The following is a 19,648-nucleotide window of genomic DNA, read 5'->3' on the forward strand; positions in this document are numbered from 1 at the left end:
CAATCGGCCAATGTCGCTTGGCCGCCCGGCCGGGCCGCGGCGGGCAGCATGACAGACCAGCGGCGTTGGCGCGCGTGGCCCGCCGGAGCGCTCGCATTTCCTTGCCCCCCCAGGACAGGATCTGCGCCGATTCTTGCGAACTCTCATCGATTCGGCCAACCGTGCCAGACGCCTATTTTCGTGAATTCACAACAATGTGAACGAGTTTACGAGGGATTTCTCAACAATTACGCGAGAAGACCCAACTTGTGATTGAATAGCTCGACAAAACGCGACGCGTGACCTCGCCGCAGCAGCGAAGGGGCCGGTCCAGCCGCCCCGCCCGCATATCTATACCGCGCCGCGATCCCCCAGCGCATCCATGATCGCGCGCGCGGTCGGCCCCATCGTCAGCCCGGCGCCCTCGACGGGCAGGCGGCGGCGCCAGTTCGGGCGTTCCCGGTCTGTGCCGGGCAGGTTCACCCCGATCGTCTCGCCGGCCAGGTCCTCCGCCTGCACCAGCAGCAGCGCGGCGGGTGCCGCGGCCACGCGGCCATGCAGCGCGGCTGCGACCGCCGGCGTGAAGGGTCCGTCCGCCACGCCGCACAGCGCGGCGAGTGTCGCCCGTTCCCGCGCCCGCGCCGCCCGGGCCCCGGCCTCGTCCCCGATCAGCCCGAGCGACAGGCGTTCCTCGATGTCCGCCCCCGCCCACCAGCCGGCGAGCGGCGGCAGGTCGTGGGTCGAGACGCAGGCCGCCGCCGCCTCGGGCCACAGGGCCGGGTCGCGGAAGCCCTCGCCCTCCCGCTCGAACCACAGGACGCGATAGGCGAGCACCCCGGCCGCGGCGAGGCGGTCCGGGAAGCCTTCCGGCACCGTGCCGAGCGCTTCCCCCACCACGGCGCAGCCCGCCGCGCGGCTTTCGCGCGCGAGCGTCGCGAGCATCCCCGCGCCGTCGAAGCGCAGATAGGCGCCATCCGCCGCGCGCCCGCCCTCCGGCACCACGAACAGCCGCTCGAGCCCCATGGCGTGGTCGAGCCGCAGCGCCCGCGCATGGCGCATGTTCGCCCGCAGCAGCGCGGCGAAGCCGGCATGCCCCGTCGCTTCGGACCGGTGCGGATGCGGCACCGGCAGGCCCCAGACTTGGCCCTCGGCCGAGAAGGGGTCGGGGGGCGCGCCGATCGAAAATCCGCCCAGGAAGGCTTCGGGCTGGGACCAGGTCTCGGCGCCGTCCGGCGCGGCGCCGACCGCGAGGTCGCGATAAAGTCCCGACCCCGCCGCGGCGGCCGCGGCGAGCTGCCGGTCGCAGAACCATTGCAGCACGGCGTGGAAGCGGATGGCTTCGGCATGCGCCGCGCGGAAGGCCGCCATCGCGCCGTCGGCGGGGTGCGAGAAGCCGGCCGGCCATCCGCCGCGCGGGCCGAAGCGGTCGGCGATGGCGGCGAAGGCGGCGAAGTCCTGAAGCGCCTTGCCGCCCGCCGCGCGGAGGGCGGCGAAGCCCGGATGGTCCTGCGGCAGGGCGCGCGCCGCGGCCTCCAGCACGCCCCGCTTGGCGGCCCAGGCCGCAGGGTAGTCGACAAGGCTGCCGGCGCGCAGCGCGGCGAAGACCGGCTCGGCCGCCGCCAGCGCCGCGCGCACCGCGGGCGCGTCGCCGACATCGGGAAGTGCCGCGACATCGAGCAGCACGGGTTCCAGGAAGCGCCGGTCGGAGGGCTGGTACGGGCTGGCGCGGTCCCGTTCCACCGGCATCAGCGCATGCGGCGGGCTGATGCCGATCAGCGCCGCGCCGTGCGCATGCGCGGCGAGTTCCGCGATCGCGCCGTAGTCGCCGATGCCCTGGTCCGCCGCCCGACGCAGCGCGAAGGACTGCGCCATGATGGCGAAGCGGCGGCCCTGCGGCGGCGGATGGCAGCGGCCGGGATCGGGCGCCGGCACGCGCGGCGCGGCGCGGCGGCGGGCGAGGCTGTCCCGCGCCTGCCCCGCCGTTTCCGCCGGCAGGCCGAGCGCGCCGAGCAGCGCGCGCAGCGTGCCCTCCGGCACCGCGTGCCGCGTGCCCGATATGTCGTGCCAGGCCGTGTCGATGCCCGCCGCCTGCGCGAGTTCCGCCAGCAGCGCCGGATCGGCGGCGGCGCGCGGACGTGGCGCGGCGGGTTCCTCGCCGAACCATGCGACGCTGCGCGGGGCGAGGGCGTGCGTCGCCCCGGCATCGCCGGCGCGGGCGGGATCGGCGCTGTCGGCCAGCAGCCGCCAGCGATGGCCGGGCCGCGCCGGCGGCAGCGCCAGCGTCGCGGGCGCGTCGCCGCCCTGGATCGCGACCAGCCCGCGGCCGCCCGCCGCGTGCAGCAGCATCGCGAGGCCGCGCGCGGCGGGATCGGACCAGTCCTCGTGCCGCATCGGCGCGCCATCCAGCCGCAGCCAAGCGACGTCGGGCAGGCCGGTGGCGTCGGCGTCGCCGGTCAGCGGGGCCGCGGCGTGCAGCGCGGGATGCGCGCGGCGGGCCGCGACCAGCCGGGCGGTGAAATCCACCAGCGCCTCGTCCGCGCCCGCCCAGTCGAACCAGGATGTGGCGTTGTCCTGGCACCAGGCGTTGTTGTTGCCGCCCTGGCCGCGCCCGGCCTCGTCGCCCATCGACAGCATCGGCGTGCCGCGCGCGGCGAGCAGCGTCGCGAGCAGCGCGCGGACATCGGCGCGGCGGCGGGCGAGGATGGCGGGATCCTCCACAGCGCCTTCCACGCCGTGGTTCCAGGAGAGGTTGTTGTCGGTGCCGTCGCGGTTCTCCTCGCCATTCGCCGCGTTGTGCTTGCGCGCATGGGCGACGAGGTCGGCGAGGGTGAAGCCGTCATGCGCGGTGACGTAGTTCACGCTGTCCGTCGCCGGGCGCGCGGCGAAGACGTCGCGCGAGCCGGCCAGCCGCGTGGCGAATTCCCCGAGGCTGCCCGCATCGCCGCGCCAGAAGCGGCGGACGCCGTCGCGGAAGCGGTCGTTCCATTCCCCCCAGCCCGGCGGGAAGGCGCCGAGGCGATGCCCGCCAGGCCCGACATCCCAGGGCTCGGCGATGATCCAGCGGTCGCGCAGCAGCGGGTCCTGGCGCATCGCCTGTAGCAGCGGCGCGTCGGGGTCGAAGCCCTCCGCCCGCCGGCCGAGCGTGGTGGCGAGGTCGAGCCTGATGCCGGCGAGCCCCGCCTGCCCCGCCCAGTGCCGCAGCGCATCCATGGCAAGGCGCAGCGGCCAGGGCCGGTCGAGGGCGAGCGCGTTGCCGCACCCCGCGTCGTTCGCGTAGCGCCCCGGCGCGCCGGGCTGCGTGCGGTACCAGGCGGCATCGCCGAGGCCGCGCAGCGAGAGGGTCGGCCCTTCCTCCTCCCCTTCCCCCGAATGGTTCAGCACGACGTCGAGGATGGTGCCGATGCCCTCCGCCGCCAGTGCGGTTACGGCGGCGCGCACCTCCGCCATGCCGCCGGACGCAAGGCGCGGATCGGGCGCGAGCCAGCCAACCGGGTTGTAGCCCCAGTAGTTCGCCAGGCCGCGCGGGGCGAGCATGGGTTCATCCGCCCAGGCGGCGGCGGGCATGAGCTCCACATGCGTCACGCCGAGGCGCTTCAGATGCGCGATGGCGGCGGGATGCGCGAGTCCGGCGAAGGTGCCGCGGATCGCCTCCGGGATCGCCGGATGGGTCCGTGTGAAGCCGCGCACATGCAGTTCGTAGACGATGCGCGCCCCGCCGATGGCGGGCGGCGGCAGGTCCGGCAGCGGGCGCGTCAGCACCGCTTTCGGTATTCGCGCTGCGGTGTCCGCACCGAAGGCGCGGAGCGATTCATGCGGCGCGAAGGGCCGGTCGACCTGCCGCGCCCAGGGGTCGAGCAGCAGCTTCGCCGGATCGAAGCGCAGGCCGCGTTCCGGCGAGAAGGGGCCGTGCGCGCGCAGCCCGTAGCGCGCGCCCTCGGCCAGGCCCGGCACGAAGCCGTGGAACACGTCGCCGGTGCGGCCGGGCAGGCGCAGCCGCGCGGTCTCGCGGTCCTCGGCGTCGAACAGGCAGAGGTCGATCGCCTCCGCACCCGGTGCGGGTATGGCGATGTTCACCCCGCCGGGCGCGAGGTGGACGCCGAGCGGCTCGGCCGCGCCCTCATCCATGCCGGGCGGCCAGCCCCTTGAGCAGCGCCGCGTAGCGCGCGGCGGAGGGCCCCCAGGAGACGTCCGTCGCCATGCCGCGCGCCTGCATCCCGCGCCAGGTCGCTGTGTCGTGGAACAGCGCGAGGGCGCGGCGCAGCCCGGCCGCGAGCGCATCCGCGCTGCCCGGCGCGACCTGCACGCCCGTCGCGCAGTCCGCGGCGAGTGCCATGGGGCTCGCATCGATGACCGTGTCGGCGAGCCCGCCGGTGCGCGCGACGACCGGCACCGCGCCGTATCGCAGCGCGGCCAGCTGCGCGAGGCCGCAGGGTTCGAAGCGGGACGGCACGACGAGCGCGTCCGCCCCGCCATAGACAAGGCGGGCCAGCCCCTCGTCGAAGCCGATGAAGGCGCCGGCGCGTCCCGGGTTGGCGGCGGCGAAGGCGCGGCAGGCATGTTCGAGTCCGCCTTCGCCCGAGCCGATGATGGCGAGCTGCGCGCCGCCCGCCATCAGCGCATGCGCCGCTTCCAGCAGCAGGTCCGCGCCCTTCTGCCAGGCGAGCCGGCCGATGAAGGCGAACAGGGGCGCGTCCGGATCGGGCGCGAGGCCAAGCCGCTTCTGCAGGGCCGCGCGGTTTGCCGCGCGCGGCGCGACATCCTCGGCGGTGAAGCGCGCGGCGAGATGCGCGTCCGTCGCCGGATTCCAATCCTCGACATCGAGGCCGTTGAGGATGCCGTGCAGGTCGCCCGCGCGGCCGCGCAACAGCCCGTCCAGCCCCATGCCGCCGGATGGCGTCAGGATCTCCTCGGCATAGGAGGGCGAGACGGTGTTGATCGCATCGGCGTACCAGAGCCCCGCCTTAAGGAATCCGACGGCCCCGTAGTACTCCAGGCCATCCCGCCGGAACGCCTCGGGCGGAAGGCCGAGCGCCGGGAAGACGGCGGCCGGGAACTTTCCCTGGTAGGCGAGGTTGTGGATGGTGAAGAGCGAGGGGATGCGGCGCGGCGCGAAGCGCAGATAGGCCGGCGCGAGCCCCGCCTGCCAGTCATGCGCATGCACCGCCGCGAAGCCCTGGGTCTGCGCGATCGTCGCCGCCGCGCGGCCGAGGGCGGCGAAGCGCGCGGCATTGTCGCCCCATTCGGCGGAATCCGGCGCGGTGTAGGGCCCGCCCGGCCGGTCGAACAGATGCGGCGCGTCGAGCACGATCAGGTCGAGCCCCGCGGCGCGCGCCTCCAGCACCCGCGCCACGCCGCCGAACAGGCCGGGCATCTCCAGCACCTTGCGCGGCTGCTCGAGCCGCGCGAGCACCTGGCGGTAGCCGGGGAGCAGCGTGCGCACCGCGACGCCGTGCGGGGCGAGCGCCGCGGGCAGCGCGCCGGCGGCATCGGCCAGCCCGCCGGTCTTGACCAGCGGGTAGAGTTCGGACGCGACGGCGAGGACGGGCAGGGCCACGGCGTCAGTCCAGCCGGTCGATCATCGCCTGGGTGATCAGGCAGATGCCGCCCTCCGTGCGACGGAACCGCTCCGCGTCCAGGTCCGGATCCTCGCCGACCACGAGCCCGTCCGGGATGCGCACGCCGCGATCGACCACGACATTGGTCAGCCGCGCGCCGCGCCCGACATCGACATTGGGCAGCACCACGGCGCCATCCAGCGCGGCGTAGGAATGCAGGTGTGTGCCGGTCGAGAGCAATGAGCGCCGCACCCGCGCGCCGGAGACGATGCACCCGCCGGAGACGAGGGAGGAGATCGCCTCCCCCCGCCGCCCTTCCACGTCGTGCACGAACTTCGCCGGCGGCGTGACTTCCGCATGCGTCCAGATCGGCCAGGCGCGGTCATACAGGTCGAGGTCCGGCACGATGTCGGTGAGGTCGACATTGGCGTGCCAATAGGCATCGACCGTGCCGACGTCGCGCCAGTAGGGCGCGGCCTCGGCGCCCGAGCGCACGCAGGAGCGTTCGAAGCGATGCGCCACCGCGCGCCCCTTGGCGACGATGTGCGGGATCAGGTCCTTGCCGAAATCATGCGTCGAATGCGCGTCGGCCGCGTCGCGGCGCAGTTCCGCGGCCAGGACGCGCGTGTCGAAGACATAGATGCCCATCGAGGCGAGCGCCTTGTCGGGTTCCCCCGGGATGGCGGGCGGGTCGGCGGGCTTTTCCACGAAGGCGGTGATGCGGTCCGCCGCGTCCACATGCATCACGCCGAAGCCGGTCGCTTCCATCCGCGGGACGGTGATGCAGCCCACCGTCACCTCGGCGCCGCTTTCGACGTGCTGGGCGAGCATCTGCTCGTAGTCCATCTTGTAGATGTGGTCGCCGGCGAGGATGACCATGAAGCGCGGCGCGTAGTCCTCGATGATGTCGAGGTTCTGGAACACCGCATCCGCCGTGCCGAGGTACCAGGAGCGTTCGTCGACGCGCTGGCTGGCGGGCAGGATGTCGAAGGTCTCGTTGCGCTCGGGGCGGAGGAAGTTCCAGCCGCGCTGCAGGTGGCGGATCAGGCTGTGCGCCTTGTACTGCGTCGCGACCGCGATGCGCCGGATGCCCGAGTTGAGCGCATTGGACAGGGCGAAGTCGATGATGCGCGACTTGCCGCCGAAATAGACCGCGGGCTTGGCGCGTCGGTCGGTCAGTTCCATCAGCCGCGACCCGCGCCCGCCGGCCAGCACATAGGCCATGGCATGCCGCGCATAGGGCGGGCCGATGGTGGGTCTGTCATCCGCCATGTCGTTGGTCTCCCGGTCGTCGCGGCATCATGCCCGTTCCGGCGGCGGCCAGGAAACCGGCTCGAGGAACAGCGCGCCCAGCGGCGGCAGGTCGAGCGTGGCGCTGGCCGGCAGGTCGCGGTAACCGGATGGTTCGGCCGTGACCTCCCCCGCGCTGCCGGCGCCGCTGCCGCCGAAGCGCGCGGCATCCGTGTTGAGCAGCACCCGCCAGGCGCCGGCGGCGGGCAGGCCGATGACATGGCCCGGCCGCGGCAGCGGGGTGAAGTTCGTCACCACCGCGACCGGCCGCCCGCCCGCCCCGTCGTAGCGCAGCCAGGAGAAGACCGAGCGATCGGCGTCGTCGGCCTCGATCCAGCGGAAGCCTTCGGGCTCGCAATCGCGCGCATGCAGCGCGGGATGGGTGCGGTGCAGGCGGTTCAACTCGCGCACCAGGTCCTGCACGCCGCGATGGGGCGCGTGCTGCAGCAGCCACCAGTCGCATTCGCGCGTCTCGGACCATTCCCGCCAGGGGGCGAATTCCTGGCCCATGAACAGCAGCTTCTTGCCCGGATGGCCCCACATATGCGCGTAGAGGCAGCGCAGCGTCGCGAAGCGCTGCCAGTCGTCGCCCGGCAGGCGGCCGAGCAGCGTGCCCTTGCCGTGCACCACCTCGTCATGGCTGAGCGGCAGGATGAAGGCCTCGTTCCAGGCATACATCAGGCCGAAGGTGACCAGGTCGTGGTGGTGCCGCCGATGCACCGGGTCCTTCGCCACGTAGCGCAGCGTGTCGTTCATCCAGCCCATGTTCCATTTGAGCCGGAAGCCGAGGCCGGTGCCGGCCGGTGGGGCCGTGATGCCCGCCCAGGCGGAGGCTTCCTCGGCGCAGGTGACCGCGCCCGGCGCCTCCCGCGCGATCAGCGCGTTGACCTGCTGGAGGAAGGCGACCGCGTCGCGGTTGACGTTGCTGCCATCCTCGTTCGGCGCCCAGGCATCCGGCGCGCGGTCGTAGTCGAGATAGAGCATGGAGGAGACGGCATCGACGCGCAGCCCGTCGGCGTGGAAGCGCTCGAGCCAGAACAGCGCGTTGGCGGCGAGGAAGGCCGCCACCTCCCGCCGGCCGAAATCGAACACCGCCGTGCCCCAGCCGGGCAGGAAGCCGCGCCGCGGGTCCGGATGCTCGTACAGCGGCCCGCCGTCGAAGCGAGCGAGCCCCGCGGCGTCGAGCGGGAAATGCGCCGGCACCCAGTCGAGGATGACGCCGAGCCCCGCCGCATGCGCGCGGTCGATCAGCCGCGCCAGCCCGTCCGGCGGCCCGTGCCGTGCGGTGGCCGCATGCAGCCCGATCGGCTGGTAGCCCCACGAGGCATCGAGCGGATGCTCGTTGACCGGCATGAATTCCAGATGCGTGAAGCCGAGATCGACCGCGTAGGGGATCAGCGCCTCGGCGATCTCGTCCCATGTGTAAAAGCGCCCATCGGGATGGCGGCGCCAGGACCCGGCATGGACCTCGTAGATCGCCATCGGCTCCCGCCGCGTGTCGCGCGCGGTGCGTGCGGCCATCCAGGCATCGTCGGTCCAGGCGAAGCCGTCGGTGCGCGCGACGATGGAAGCCGTGGCCGGGCGCAGTTCCGCCGCGAAGCCGTAGGGGTCCGCCTTCAGCGGGCAGAGCGCGCCGTCGCGGCCGAGGATCTCGAACTTGTAGCGCGCGCCCTCCGCCACGCCGGGCAGGAAGATCTCCCACAGCCCGGAATCGACGCGCTTGCGCATCGGGTGGCGCCGCCCGTCCCAGTCGTTGAAGTCGCCGACGACCGAGACGCGCAGGGCATTCGGCGCCCAGAGGGCGAAGCGCGTGCCGGCCACGCCCTCATGCACGCAGGGATGCGCGCCGAGGCGTTCGTACAGCCGCGCATGCGTGCCTTCGACCAGCAGGTGGTCGTCGAGCGGGCCGAGCGCCGGGCCGAAGGCGTAGGGGTCGTGGACGTCCCACGACTCGGTCCCGCGCGTCGCGCGCAGGCGGTAGGGCGGCGGGCGGGGCGCGCCGGGCGCGAAGCCTTCGAAGAACCCCGCCGGGTCGCGGCATTCCAGCGCCAGAGCGCCGCCGGGCAGCAGCGCGCGGACGGCCTCCGCGCCGGGGACGAAGGCGCGGACCGCGAGCCCGCCCGCAGCCTCATGCGGCCCGAGCAGCGCGAAGGGGTCGCCATGGCGCGCGGCGAGCAGGTCTGCGATCGCCTGCTCCTCGGCGCGCCAGGATGTCATGACGCTGTCGGCACGCCCCAGATGCCGGCGGCGTACTCGGCGATGGCCCGGTCGGCGGAGAACCAGCCCATGGCGGCCGTGTTCAGCACCGCGGCGCGGCGCCAGGCCTCCGGTTCGCGGTACAGCGCCGCGGCGCGCTGCTGGGCGGCGACGTAGGCGTCGAAATCGGCCGCCACCATGAACCAGTCATTGCCGCGCAGGCTGTCCACCAGTTCGCGGTACCGGCCGTGGTCGTCGGGGGAGAAGACGCCGCTGCCGATCGCCTCCAGCACCTCGGCCAGCGTGTCGGAGGCATCGACGGCCTGCGCGCCGTGCCAGCCGGCGGCGCGCTTCTCCTCCACCTCGCTCGCCGAAAGGCCGAAGAGGAACATATGCTCGGCGCCGATGCGGTCGGCCATCTCGACCGTCGCGCCGTCCAGCGTGCCGATGGTCAGCGCGCCGTTCAGCGCCAGCTTCATGTTGCCGGTGCCGGAGGCCTCCATGCCGGCGGTCGAGATCTGCTCGGACAGGTCGGCCGCGGGCACGATCGTCTCGGCGGCCGTCACGTTGTAGTTCGGCAGGAACACCACCTTCAGCAGCCCGCGAACGGCGGGGTCGCGGTTGACGGTGCGCGCCACGTCGCAGGCCAGCTTGATGATGAGTTTCGCCCGGTGGTAGCCCGGCGCCGCCTTGCCGGAAAAAATCTTCACGACCGGCGTCCAGTCCCGCATCGGCTGGGCGCGGATCGCCTCGTACAGCGCGACCGTCTGCAGCACGTTCAGCAATTGCCGCTTGTATTCGTGGATGCGCTTGATCTGCACGTCGAACAGCGCGGCGGGGTCGATGCGCACGCCGGTCTGTTCCTGCACCAGCACCGCCAGCGCTTCCTTGTTGGCGCGCTTGGCCGCGGCGTAGCGGCCGCGGAAGGCGGCATCGTCGGCGAAGGGACGCAGCGCCTCGAGCCGCATCGAATCGTCCAGCACCGTGGGCCCGAGCGCATCGGTCAGCAGCGAGGTCAGCCCCGGGTTGCACTGCATCAGCCAGCGGCGGAAGGAGATGCCGTTGGTGCGGTTGACGATGCGGTCCGGATGCAGCGCGTGCAGGTCGCGGAACACCGTCTCCCGCATCAGCCCGGTGTGCAGGGCGGAGACGCCGTTCACCTTGTGCGAGCCGACGAAGGCGAGCTGTCCCATGCGCACGCGGCGGCCATGGTCTTCCCCGATCAGCGAGACGGAGGCGAGCAGCGCGTCGTCGCCGGGATGGGCGGCGCGCACGGCGTCCAGGTGCTCCGCGTTGATCGCGTAGATGATCTGCATGTGCCGCGGCAGCAGCCGCTCCATCAGCGGCACGGGCCAGGATTCGAGCGCTTCCGGCAGCAGGGTGTGGTTGGTGTAGGAAATGGCGCCGCGCGTGATGCGCCACGCCTCGGCCCAGGGCAGGTCGTGCTCGTCGATCAGGATGCGCATCAGCTCGGCCACCGCGATGGCCGGATGCGTGTCGTTCAGCTGGATGGAGGCGCGGTCGGCGAGCGTCGTCACCGTGCCTGCCTGGCGCAGCTGCCGCCGCACCAGGTCCTGCAGCGCGGCGGAGGTGAAGAAATACTCCTGCCGCAGCCGCAATTCCTGCCCCGCCGGGCTGTCATCGGCCGGGTAGAGCACCTTGGAGATCGCCTCGGCGCGCACCTGTTCGCCCAGCGCGCCGACATGGTCGCCGCGGTTGAAGGCATCGAGCCGCAGCGGGTCCGGCGCGCGGGCGCGCCACAGCCGCAGCAGGTTCACATGCTTGCCGCGCCAGCCCACCACCGGCGTGTCGTAGGCGACGGCATCGACCCATTCGCCGGGCTGCCAGGTGAGCTTCTCGCTGCCGTCGGGCCTCGCCTCGGCCACCACCTCCCCGCCGAAGCCGATGCGGTGGCGGATCTCGGGGCGGGCGAATTCCCAGGGGTTGCCGAAGGACAGCCAGTCCTCGGGGAATTCCTGCTGCCAGCCATCGCGCAGGATCTGCCGGAACAGCCCGTGGTCGTAGCGGATGCCGTAGCCGAAGGCGGGGATCGAAAGGCTCGACATGCTCTCGAGGAAGCAGGCGGCGAGCCGCCCGAGCCCGCCATTGCCGAGCGCCGCGTCCGGTTCCGCGAGCCGCGCCTGGTCGGGCGTGACGCCGAGATCGGCGAGCGCGGCGCGCAGGTCCTCCGCCATGCCGAGGTTGTGGACGTTCTCCCGCAGCAGCCGCCCGATCAGGAATTCGAGGGAGAGGTAGTAGACATGCTTGCCCTCCCGCCCCCGCGTCTCCTGCATCTGCTTCAGGAACCGCTCGGTGATGTGGTCCCGCACGGCCATGGCGGTGGCGACGAACCAGTCGCGGTCGCGCGCTTCCGAGGGCAGCTTGCCCAGCGTGTAGGTCAGCTTGCGCAGGATCAGGTCGCGCAGCGCGGCGGCGCCGCTCGCGGCGGGAACGGGGGCGGCGTGCGTGTCCAGGGGCTTGTCTCCGGGCCGGGCAGCGGTTGCTGCGCCGCAAACTAACAGATGTGGGCCCGCCGCTGAAAGCGATGTGGCCTGGGGCCATGCGTTAACGGTTCCTGCATGTCAGCGCATCTATTGAAGGTGTGAGAATCATGGAGCCGACATGCGCGTCGCGAAGCTCAGCTGGTCTCCCCAGGCCGGCCTCTCATCGACGGGCGACGAGCCACAGGCGGACCTCGTGCTCTATTTCGGCGCGCGCCCCGTGCTTGCCGAAGGCGGCTGCCACCAGGCGCTGCGTGAGGCCTTCCCGGGCGCGGTCGTCGTCGGCTGCAGCACCGGCGGCCAGTCCCTCGGGCTCGAGGTGGAGGAGGACGGCGCCGTCGGCGCCGCGCTGCGCTTCGCCGGCACCCGGGTGCGGCTCGCGACCGAGAACGCGATCGAGCGCGGCGCCTCCCACGCCTGCGGACGCCGGCTGGGCGCCGCGCTGGCCGCGCCCGATCTCGCCGGGGTGCTCGTGCTCTCGGACGGGCTGCATGTGAACGGCAGCGCGCTCGCCGCCGGCATCACCGAGCGGCTCGGCCCGGGCGTGCCGGTCAGCGGCGGGCTCGCCGGGGATGGCGCCGCCTTCGCCGCGACGCTGGTCGGCGCCGGTGAGGCCGCGCCGGCCGAACGCCGCGTCGCCGCGATCGGCTTCTACGGGCCGTCGGTCCGTTTCGGCCATGGCAGCGCCGGCGGCTGGCGCCGCTTCGGCCCCGAGCGACGGATCACGCAGGCGGACGGCCCGGTCCTGCACGAACTGGATGGCGCACCCGCGCTCGATCTCTATGAGCGCTACCTGGGCGACGAGGCGCAGGGGCTGCCCGGCAGCGCGCTGCTGTTCCCGCTGCGCATCTGGAACCCGGCGCGCCCGGGGCATGAGCTGGTGCGCACCGTGCTCGGCGTGGACAAGGCGGCGCGCAGCATGACCTTCGCCGGCGACATGCCGGCCGGCTGGCGCGCGCAGCTCATGCGCGGGGGCGTCGACGGCCTCGTCTCCGGCGCGGCGGAAGCGGCGCGTGCCGCGGCCCAGCGCTGCGAGGGCGCCGCCGGGGACGGGCTCGCCCTGCTCGTCAGCTGCATCGGCCGGCGCCTGCTGATGGGCCAGCGCACGGCGGAGGAGATCGAGGCGGTGGCGGCGCAGTTCCCGCCGGGCCAGCCGATCCTCGGCTTCTACTCCTATGGCGAGCTGTCGCCCCTGGCCGCCAGCGGCCATTGCGAACTGCACAACCAGACCATGACGGTCACCCTGCTGCGCGAAGCCGCGTGATGGGCGACGTCGAGGCCAAGATGGAACGGCTCTTCGCGCGCCAGCTGGCGCGCGCGACCGGTCCGGATGGCGGCGTCGACATCAGGGCGCTCGCGCGCATGGTCCGTTCCTCCTACGAGGAAGCCGAGCGGGACCGGCTGCGCACGGACCGCGCCATGGACCTCATGGCGGAGGAGCTCGAAGGCGCGAATGTCGAGCTTGAGCGCCTGCTCCAGGATATCAGCGTGCAGAACCTGCGCTTCGAGGCGGCGCTCGGCAACATGCCGCACGGGCTCGCCATGCTCGACGCCGCCGAGCGCGTGCTCGTCGTGAATGCGCGGCTCGGCGAGATGCTCGGCCTGCCGGACGGCGCCGTCGTGCCGGGCACGACGCTCGCGGAAATGGTCGCCGCCGCCTGCGCGCACGGCTTCTGCCCCGGCCAGGAGGCGGAGGAAGCGACGCGCGACATCCGCCGCAGCCTGCTGTCCGGCAGCGCGGCGGAGATCGAGCGCATGGCGGGCAGGCGCATGCTGCTGCTCTCCTCCCGCCGGATGGAGGGATCCGGCTGCGTGCTGCTGGTGCAGGACATCACCGAGCGCCGGGCGCAGGAGGCCCGCATCGCCCATCTCGCGCAGCATGACGTGCTGACAGGCCTGCCCAACCGGGCGAGCTTCCTCGCCCGCATCGACCAGGCCCTGGCGCGGGCCCAGCGCGGCGAGGGCTTCGCGCTGCTGTGCCTCGATCTCGACCGCTTCAAGCAGGTGAACGACACGCTCGGCCATCCGATCGGCGACCTGCTGCTGACGGAGGTGACGGCACGGCTGCGCGCGACGCTGCGCGAGACCGACATGGTCGCGCGCCTGGGCGGCGACGAATTCGCGATCATCCAGGACCTGAGGCGCCAGCCACCCGACACCGTGGCGCTCGCGCGGCGGATCGTCGAAGTCGTCTCCGCGCCCTACCTCATCAACGGCCACCGCATCGTCGTCGGCACCAGCATCGGCATCGCGCTGGCGCCGGCGGACGGTGCCGCGGCCGACACGCTGCTCAAGGCCGCCGACCTCGCGCTCTATCGCGCCAAGGCCGACGGGCGCGGCGCCTGGCGCTTCTTCGAGCCGGCGATGGATGCGCGCATGCAGGAACGTCGCGCGACCGAGATCGCGCTGCGCGACGCGCTGGAACATCGGAACTTCACGCTGCTCTACCAGCCGCTGCTCGATGTCGGCACGCTGCGCGTCAGCGGCTTCGAGGCGCTGCTCCGCTGGCGCCAGCCCGACGGCACGCTGAGCCTGCCGGCCACCTTCATCCCGCTCGCCGAGGAGACCGGCCTCATCGTCCAGATCGGCGACTGGGTGCTGCGGGAGGCCTGCCGCGCGGCGCTGGCATGGCCCGGCCAGATGTCGGTCGCGGTCAACGTCTCCTCCGTCCAGTTCCGCCAGCCGCGCTTCGTCGACCAGGTGCGCGACGCTCTGGCCGAATCGGGGCTCGCGCCCTCCCGGCTCGAGCTGGAGGTTACCGAGACCATCATGCTCCAGGACAGCGCGGTCGTCGTCGCGCAGCTGAACCGGCTGCGGGCGCTCGGCGTGCGGATCGCCATGGACGATTTCGGCACGGGCTATTCCTCGCTCAGCTACCTGCGCAGCTTTCCCTTCGACACGATCAAGATCGACCGGTCCTTCGTGCGCGACCTGGATGCGCGCGGCGATGCGCGGGCGATCGTCGGCGCCATCGTCGGGCTCGGCCAGAGCCTGGGCATGCGCACCACCGCCGAGGGGGTGGAGACGGAGGCGGAACTCGCGGGCCTGCGCCGCGTCGGCTGCACCGACGCGCAGGGCTTCCTGTTCAGCCACCCGATCCCGCCCGAGGACGTGCCCGACTTCCTCGCCTCCACCGCGAGCGCCTTTCCCGCCGCGGCCGAATAGGCCCCGCCCGGAGACGAACTCCGCATGCCGGCCGCGGCACGGCGAGTGCTAGGCTGGCGCACATGCCGATCCCCGACCGCGCCCTGTCCGACGCGCTGCGGCTTGCCGAGGCGCTGTTCGCGCGCCTGCGGGAAGCGAGCCTCGACCCGCCGGGCGTCACCCGCGCCTCCTACGGCGAGGGCGAGGCCGCCGCGCATGCGATCATGGCCGATGCCGCGCGCGAACTGGGGCTTGAGGTCGCCTCCGACGCCATCGGCACCCTGCGCATGGTGCTGCCGGGGACCGATCGCGACCTGCCGGCGATCGCCATCGGCTCGCATCTCGACAGCGTGCCGCATGGCGGGAACTACGACGGCGCCGCGGGGGTGGTGCTCGGCCTCGCCACGGCCGCGGCGCTGATCGCCGCCGGGCGGCGCCCCCGGCGGGACCTGCTGGTCCTCGGCATCCGGGCGGAGGAGATGTGCTGGTTCCCAGCCCATTATCTGGGCAGCCGCGCCCTGTTCGGGCTGCTGCCGAGGCAGGCGCCGGACACGCTGCGCCGCGTCGACACGGGCCGGACGCTGGCCCAGCACATGGCCGAACAGGGCCTCGACCCCGCCCCGATCCGCGAAGGCCGCCCGCTGCTGGACGCCGGGCGCCTCGCCTGCTTCCTCGAACCGCATATCGAGCAGGGTCCGGTGCTGGTCGAGGAAGCGCTGCCGATCGGCATCGTCACCGGCATCCGCGGCAGCCTGCGCTACCCGCAGGCCAGCGCGCACGGCCAGCACGCCCATGCCGGGGCCGTGCCGCGCGCCTTCCGCCGCGACGCGGCGATGGCGGGCGTGGCGCTGATCGCGGCGCTCGACGCGCGCTGGGCGATGCTGGAGGCCGGAGGCGCGGACCTCGTCTGCACCACGGGCATCCTCGCGACCGACCCGGCGCACCATACCTCCACCAAGGTGCCCGGCCTGCTGCGCTTCAGCCTCGACATCCGCAGCATCGACGCCGACCTGCTCGGCGAGATCGACCATTGGCTGAAGACCGAGGCGCTGAGGATCGGCGCCGCGCGCGGCGTGGATTTCGACTTCGGCCCCCCCACCCATGCCGCCCCTGCGCGGATGGATGCCGGGCTGCGGGCGCTGCTGATGCGCGAGGCCGTGACGGCCGGCGTGCCGGCGAAGGAGATGGCCTCCGGCGCCGGGCACGACTGCGCCACCTTCGCCGGCGCCGGCGTGCCGTCCGCGATGCTGTTCCTGCGCAACCGCAACGGCAGCCACAACCCCGACGAGGCGCTCGACATGCCGGACGTGGCGGCGGGGCTCGCCGTGCTGGCGCGCGCGGTCGCCGCCCTGCTCGATCAGGCCTGATCGCCGGTCGAGAGATACCAGGCGGCGATCTCGTCGCCTTGCAGGAAGGCGATGCGCGGATCGGCGGCGAGGTCCTGGAACAGCGCCTCGAGCGCGCCGATGCGATGGGGCACGCCGGTGATGTAGGGGTGGATCGCCACGCACATCACCTTGCAGCCGGCATCCTCCTCCGCCTCCCGCAGCAGGCGGGCGGCCTGCAGCCGGGCGCGGCGGGGCAGTTCCTGCTCGTCATGGTGCTGGATCATCACCACGGGGATGTCGTTCAGCTCCACGCTGTAGGGCATGGCGAGCATGGTGCCGTGCGCCGTCGCGATGCGTGCGGGCAGGTCGTCCACCACGAAGTCGCCGGTCCAGGCTACGCCCGCTTCGGCCAGCAGGTCGGGCGTCTCGGGCGTCTCGGTCAGGCCCGGGCCGAGCCATCCGGTGCAGGGCCGGCCGGTGAAGTCCAGGATCGCCTGCGCCGTGCGCATGATCATGCCGCGCTGGTCCTCGACGCGATGCGTCGGCACCTGGAACCAGCCATGGCCCATGAATTCCCAGGCCGCGTCGCGCGCGGCTGCGGCGACGCGCGGATAGGCGTCGATGACGCTGCCGTTCACCGACAGCGTCGGGCGGATGCCCAGGCGCGAGAACAGCGCGTGGAAGCGCCAGAAGCCCACGCGCATCCCGTATTCGTGCCAGGCCCAGTTCGGCACGTCCGGCTGCAGCGCGGCACCGGTCGGCGCTACCAGCACCTGGCGCGGCATCGGGTTCTCGATCAGCCAGTTCTCGACATTCACCACCGGCCAGACGATCAGCCGCGCCCCGCCGGGCCCTTCGTGGCGCGGGCGGTCGGACGGCGCGGTGTAGCGGAGGCGCTCGACCGGGCGCATCAGCCGGCCTTCCGCGCGATGATCGCGACCGGCCCGCCGCCATCCGGGCCCTGGTGTTCCGCCCCGCCCGAGACGAAAAGATCCGTCCGCCCCACCGCGGCCGCGGCCACGCCGCCGACCAGCGCACGGGCGTGGCGCGTCGCGTTGATGTCGCTGTCGTCGTTCATGATGTGGCGGTTCCCCCGGATGCGTCCGCTCGTCGATGGCTCGGCCTTGCAGAGAAGGGCGACGAGCCGCCCGGCCTCGCTGTCTGCCAACTGCCCCGCGCCGGCATCGAGCCCCGCGCCGCGCAGCGCCGCCTGGATGGCGGGCAGGTCGATGCCGTCGCGCATCACCGCATGCGCGATGGTCAGGTCGCCGGCCCAGGACGCGGCGCGGCCCATCACCACCACCTCGTTGCGCGTCAGCTCGACGCCGGCGGAGCAGGAGGCGCGGCCCGAGAACAGCGACAGGTCCTGCCCGATCGCGCCATCGGACAGCGCCGCGCGCGGCACCTCATCCAGCGCCAGCGCGACGCCGAGCGCGGAGGCGCCGCGCGACAGTCCCATCGAGGCGTAGGTGTCGTGCGTCGCGACCGTGGCGCCGCGCCCCTCGGCCTCGGCGATGCGTTCGCTCGTCAGCAGCGGGCACTTCACCTGCACGTAGTGGACATCCGCCATGTCGGAGATGCCGGCTTCCGCCATGGCGGCGCGCACGGCTTCGGCGGTGGCCTCCACCTGCGCCATGCGCCCGATCTCCTCCGGCGCGAAGTCCCGCGTGAAGGCCGCGCCGAGCGCCAGCGCGCCGGTCGCGGGCGCGTCCGTGTCCTCCACCGCGAAGATCAGGAAATGCGGCGACAGCCCGCCTTCCGTGCCGCCCGACATCACCATGGCGACGCGCGCGGCGACGTCTTCCTCCGTCGTGCCCAGGCGCCGCGCCAGCAGCAGCGACAAGGCCTGCACCGCATAGGCGCGGGTGAAGTCGTTGACGCAGCCATTGCCCTCGGTCTTGCCCAGGATGGCGACGATCGACGCCGCGCGCAGCGTGCCGGCGTCGAGCAGCGCCGCGATTCCGGTCACATCCCCGGGATGGCGCATCGGCACCCGATGCACCGAAGCCATGCGTGCCATGGCGCGGTCAGGCCGCCTTGCGCGCGTGGTGGCTGTGCAGCCGGGCCGAGAGGTCCCGCCGCACCACGTTGAATTCGGGGGAGGCGACGTCGCGCGGCCGCGGCAGGTCGATCATGTGCTCGCTCGCGATGCGCCCGGGGCCGGGTTCCATCACCACCACCCGGTCGGCGAGGAAGATCGCCTCCTCGATCGAATGGGTCACGAACAGCACGGTCAGCTTCGTGCGCTGCCAGATGTCCAGCAGCTCGTCCTGCAGCCTTTCGCGCGTCATGGCGTCCAGCGCGCCGAAGGGCTCGTCCATCAGCACCATCTCGGCGTCGTTGGCCAGCACGCGGGCGATGGCGACGCGCTGCTTCATCCCGCCCGACAATTGGTGCGGATAGGCGTCCGCGAAGCGCGTCAGGCCCACCATGTTCACGAAGCGCTCGACCGTCTCGCGGACCTCGGCCTTGGGCAGGCCGCGGGAGGTCGGGCCGAAGCCGATGTTCTGGCGCACCGTCAGCCAGGGAAACAGGCCGTAGTCCTGGAACACCATGCCGCGGTCCGGCGCGGGGACGGCGACCGGCTTGTCCCACATCAGTGCCTGTCCCGTAGTCGGCGGCTCGAACCCCGCGACGATGCGCAGCAGGGTGGATTTCCCGCAGCCCGAGGCGCCGATCAGGCAGACGAATTCCCCCTTGCGGACGGTCAGGTTCGCGTCGCGCAGCGCCTCGATCTTCTGGCCGTTCAGCTCGTAGATCTTGCCCACGCCGCGGACATCGAGGATCGGCAGCTCAACCATGGTGGGACGGGCTCCAGCGCAGCAGGCGGTTCATCAGCATCACGACGATCCGGTCGGAGACGAAGCCGGCGATCCCGATCACGATCATGCCGCAGATCACGAGTTCCGTCCGGCTCAGCGTGCGCCCGTCCATGATGACGGCACCGAGGCCCTGCGGCACGCCCGTCATCTCCCCAACCACGATGACGAACCAGGCGAGGCCGAGCCCCAGCCGCAGCCCGGTGAAGATGGACGGCAGCGCGCCCGGCAGCACCACGCGCGTGAACTGGGCGGACCCGGTGCAGCCGAGCATGGAGGCGGCCTCGAACAGCCGCTTCTCCACGCTGCGCACGCCGAAGACGGTGTTGAGCAGGATCGGGTAGAAGGCGCCGAGGAAGACCAGGAAGAAGGCCGATTTCGGCCCGAGCCCGAACAGGATCATCGACAGGGGCAGCCAGGCCGTGACCGGGATCGGGCGCATCAGCTGCAGGAAGGGGTCGAGCAGCGCGCGCACCGTCTCGTTCCGCCCGATCAGGATGCCGAGCGGCACGGCGACCAGCGCCGCCAGCGCGAAGCCGCCATAGACGCGGCTCATCGACGCGAGCAGGTGGATGTGCAGCGTCGCCGAGAAGGCATCGTCCCAGATGCCCCCCACCGCGAAGTCCACCATGTATTCGGCGACCTCGGCGGGGGAGGGGATGAGCCGCGTCATCCCCGCCTTGACCGCGTAGTGCCAGAAGGCGAGCAGCAGCAGCGGGACGATGAGCGCGAGCAGCAGTCCGCGCGTGCGCCGCCAGAGCCCCGGGCCGGCACGCACCGGCACGGCCTCGGGGGAAGCGGCGACGGATGTGGTCACGCTCATCGCCGGCCTGCCG

Annotated in this window: 12 protein-coding genes; 3 read left to right on the forward strand and 9 right to left on the reverse strand. The window is 72.9% G+C overall.

Going from position 1 to position 19,648, the window contains the following annotated elements; genetic code table 11:
• Window positions 1–330: 330 nt before the first annotated feature.
• Genes glgX through J5Y09_RS00480 form a run of 5 tightly spaced genes read right to left on the reverse strand, consistent with a single transcriptional unit; the run spans window position 331 to window position 11,542 of the window.
• Window positions 331–4,104, reverse strand: a complete 3,774-nt coding sequence (glgX, locus tag J5Y09_RS00460) for a glycogen debranching protein GlgX (protein WP_209349747.1) — start codon at window positions 4,102–4,104, stop codon at window positions 331–333.
• Window positions 4,097–5,527, reverse strand: a complete 1,431-nt coding sequence (gene glgA / locus J5Y09_RS00465; RefSeq protein WP_209350130.1) for a glycogen synthase GlgA — start codon at window positions 5,525–5,527, stop codon at window positions 4,097–4,099. The genes glgX and glgA overlap by 8 nt, the downstream gene beginning before the upstream one ends.
• Before the next feature lie 10 nt (window positions 5,528–5,537).
• Window positions 5,538–6,806 (reverse strand): glucose-1-phosphate adenylyltransferase, encoded by a 1,269-nt coding sequence (gene glgC, locus J5Y09_RS00470; protein WP_245216717.1) that lies wholly within the window; start codon window positions 6,804–6,806, stop codon window positions 5,538–5,540.
• Between the two features lie 27 nt (window positions 6,807–6,833).
• Entirely contained in the window at window positions 6,834–9,041 is a 2,208-nt protein-coding gene (gene glgB, locus J5Y09_RS00475; protein ID WP_209349748.1) for a 1,4-alpha-glucan branching protein GlgB, read from the reverse strand.
• The gene (locus J5Y09_RS00480) at window positions 9,038–11,542 is read right to left on the reverse strand and encodes a glycogen/starch/alpha-glucan phosphorylase (protein WP_342451382.1); all 2,505 of its coding nucleotides are present in this window, start codon (window positions 11,540–11,542) and stop codon (window positions 9,038–9,040) included. Before J5Y09_RS00480 ends, glgB begins: the two co-directional genes overlap by 4 nt.
• Before the next feature lie 100 nt (window positions 11,543–11,642).
• Between J5Y09_RS00480 and J5Y09_RS00485 the strand changes: the two genes are divergently transcribed.
• The 3 genes from J5Y09_RS00485 to J5Y09_RS00495 all read left to right on the forward strand — a co-directional run bounded on the left by J5Y09_RS00485 (window position 11,643) and on the right by J5Y09_RS00495 (window position 16,032).
• Window positions 11,643–12,785: an FIST signal transduction protein gene (locus J5Y09_RS00485; RefSeq protein WP_209349749.1), complete on the forward strand. Its 1,143-nt coding sequence runs from the start codon at window positions 11,643–11,645 to the stop codon at window positions 12,783–12,785.
• Complete coding sequence (locus tag J5Y09_RS00490) at window positions 12,785–14,686, forward strand: putative bifunctional diguanylate cyclase/phosphodiesterase (protein ID WP_209349750.1); 1,902 nt, start codon at window positions 12,785–12,787, stop codon at window positions 14,684–14,686. Before J5Y09_RS00485 ends, J5Y09_RS00490 begins: the two co-directional genes overlap by 1 nt.
• Before the next feature lie 62 nt (window positions 14,687–14,748).
• The gene (locus tag J5Y09_RS00495) at window positions 14,749–16,032 is read left to right on the forward strand and encodes a hydantoinase/carbamoylase family amidase (protein ID WP_209349751.1); all 1,284 of its coding nucleotides are present in this window, start codon (window positions 14,749–14,751) and stop codon (window positions 16,030–16,032) included.
• Here J5Y09_RS00495 and J5Y09_RS00500 read toward each other — a convergent pair.
• Genes J5Y09_RS00500 through J5Y09_RS00515 form a run of 4 tightly spaced genes read right to left on the reverse strand, consistent with a single transcriptional unit; the run spans window position 16,023 to window position 19,635 of the window.
• A complete protein-coding gene (locus J5Y09_RS00500) occupies window positions 16,023–16,904 on the reverse strand; it encodes a polysaccharide deacetylase family protein (protein ID WP_209349752.1) in 882 nt (293 codons plus the stop codon). The genes J5Y09_RS00495 and J5Y09_RS00500 overlap by 10 nt on opposite strands.
• Complete coding sequence (atzD, locus tag J5Y09_RS00505; RefSeq protein ID WP_209349753.1) at window positions 16,904–18,013, reverse strand: cyanuric acid amidohydrolase; 1,110 nt, start codon at window positions 18,011–18,013, stop codon at window positions 16,904–16,906. The genes J5Y09_RS00500 and atzD overlap by 1 nt, the downstream gene beginning before the upstream one ends.
• A 7-nt stretch (window positions 18,014–18,020) precedes the next feature.
• On the reverse strand, window positions 18,021–18,794 hold the full coding sequence (locus J5Y09_RS00510) for an ABC transporter ATP-binding protein (RefSeq protein ID WP_209349754.1): 774 nt from the start codon (window positions 18,792–18,794) through the stop codon (window positions 18,021–18,023).
• The gene (locus J5Y09_RS00515; RefSeq protein WP_209349755.1) at window positions 18,787–19,635 is read right to left on the reverse strand and encodes an ABC transporter permease; all 849 of its coding nucleotides are present in this window, start codon (window positions 19,633–19,635) and stop codon (window positions 18,787–18,789) included. The genes J5Y09_RS00510 and J5Y09_RS00515 overlap by 8 nt, the downstream gene beginning before the upstream one ends.
• Between the last annotated feature and the right edge of the window lie 13 nt (window positions 19,636–19,648).

The organism is Roseomonas nitratireducens, assembly GCF_017813355.1.
Lineage (GTDB): Bacteria > Pseudomonadota > Alphaproteobacteria > Acetobacterales > Acetobacteraceae > Neoroseomonas > Neoroseomonas nitratireducens.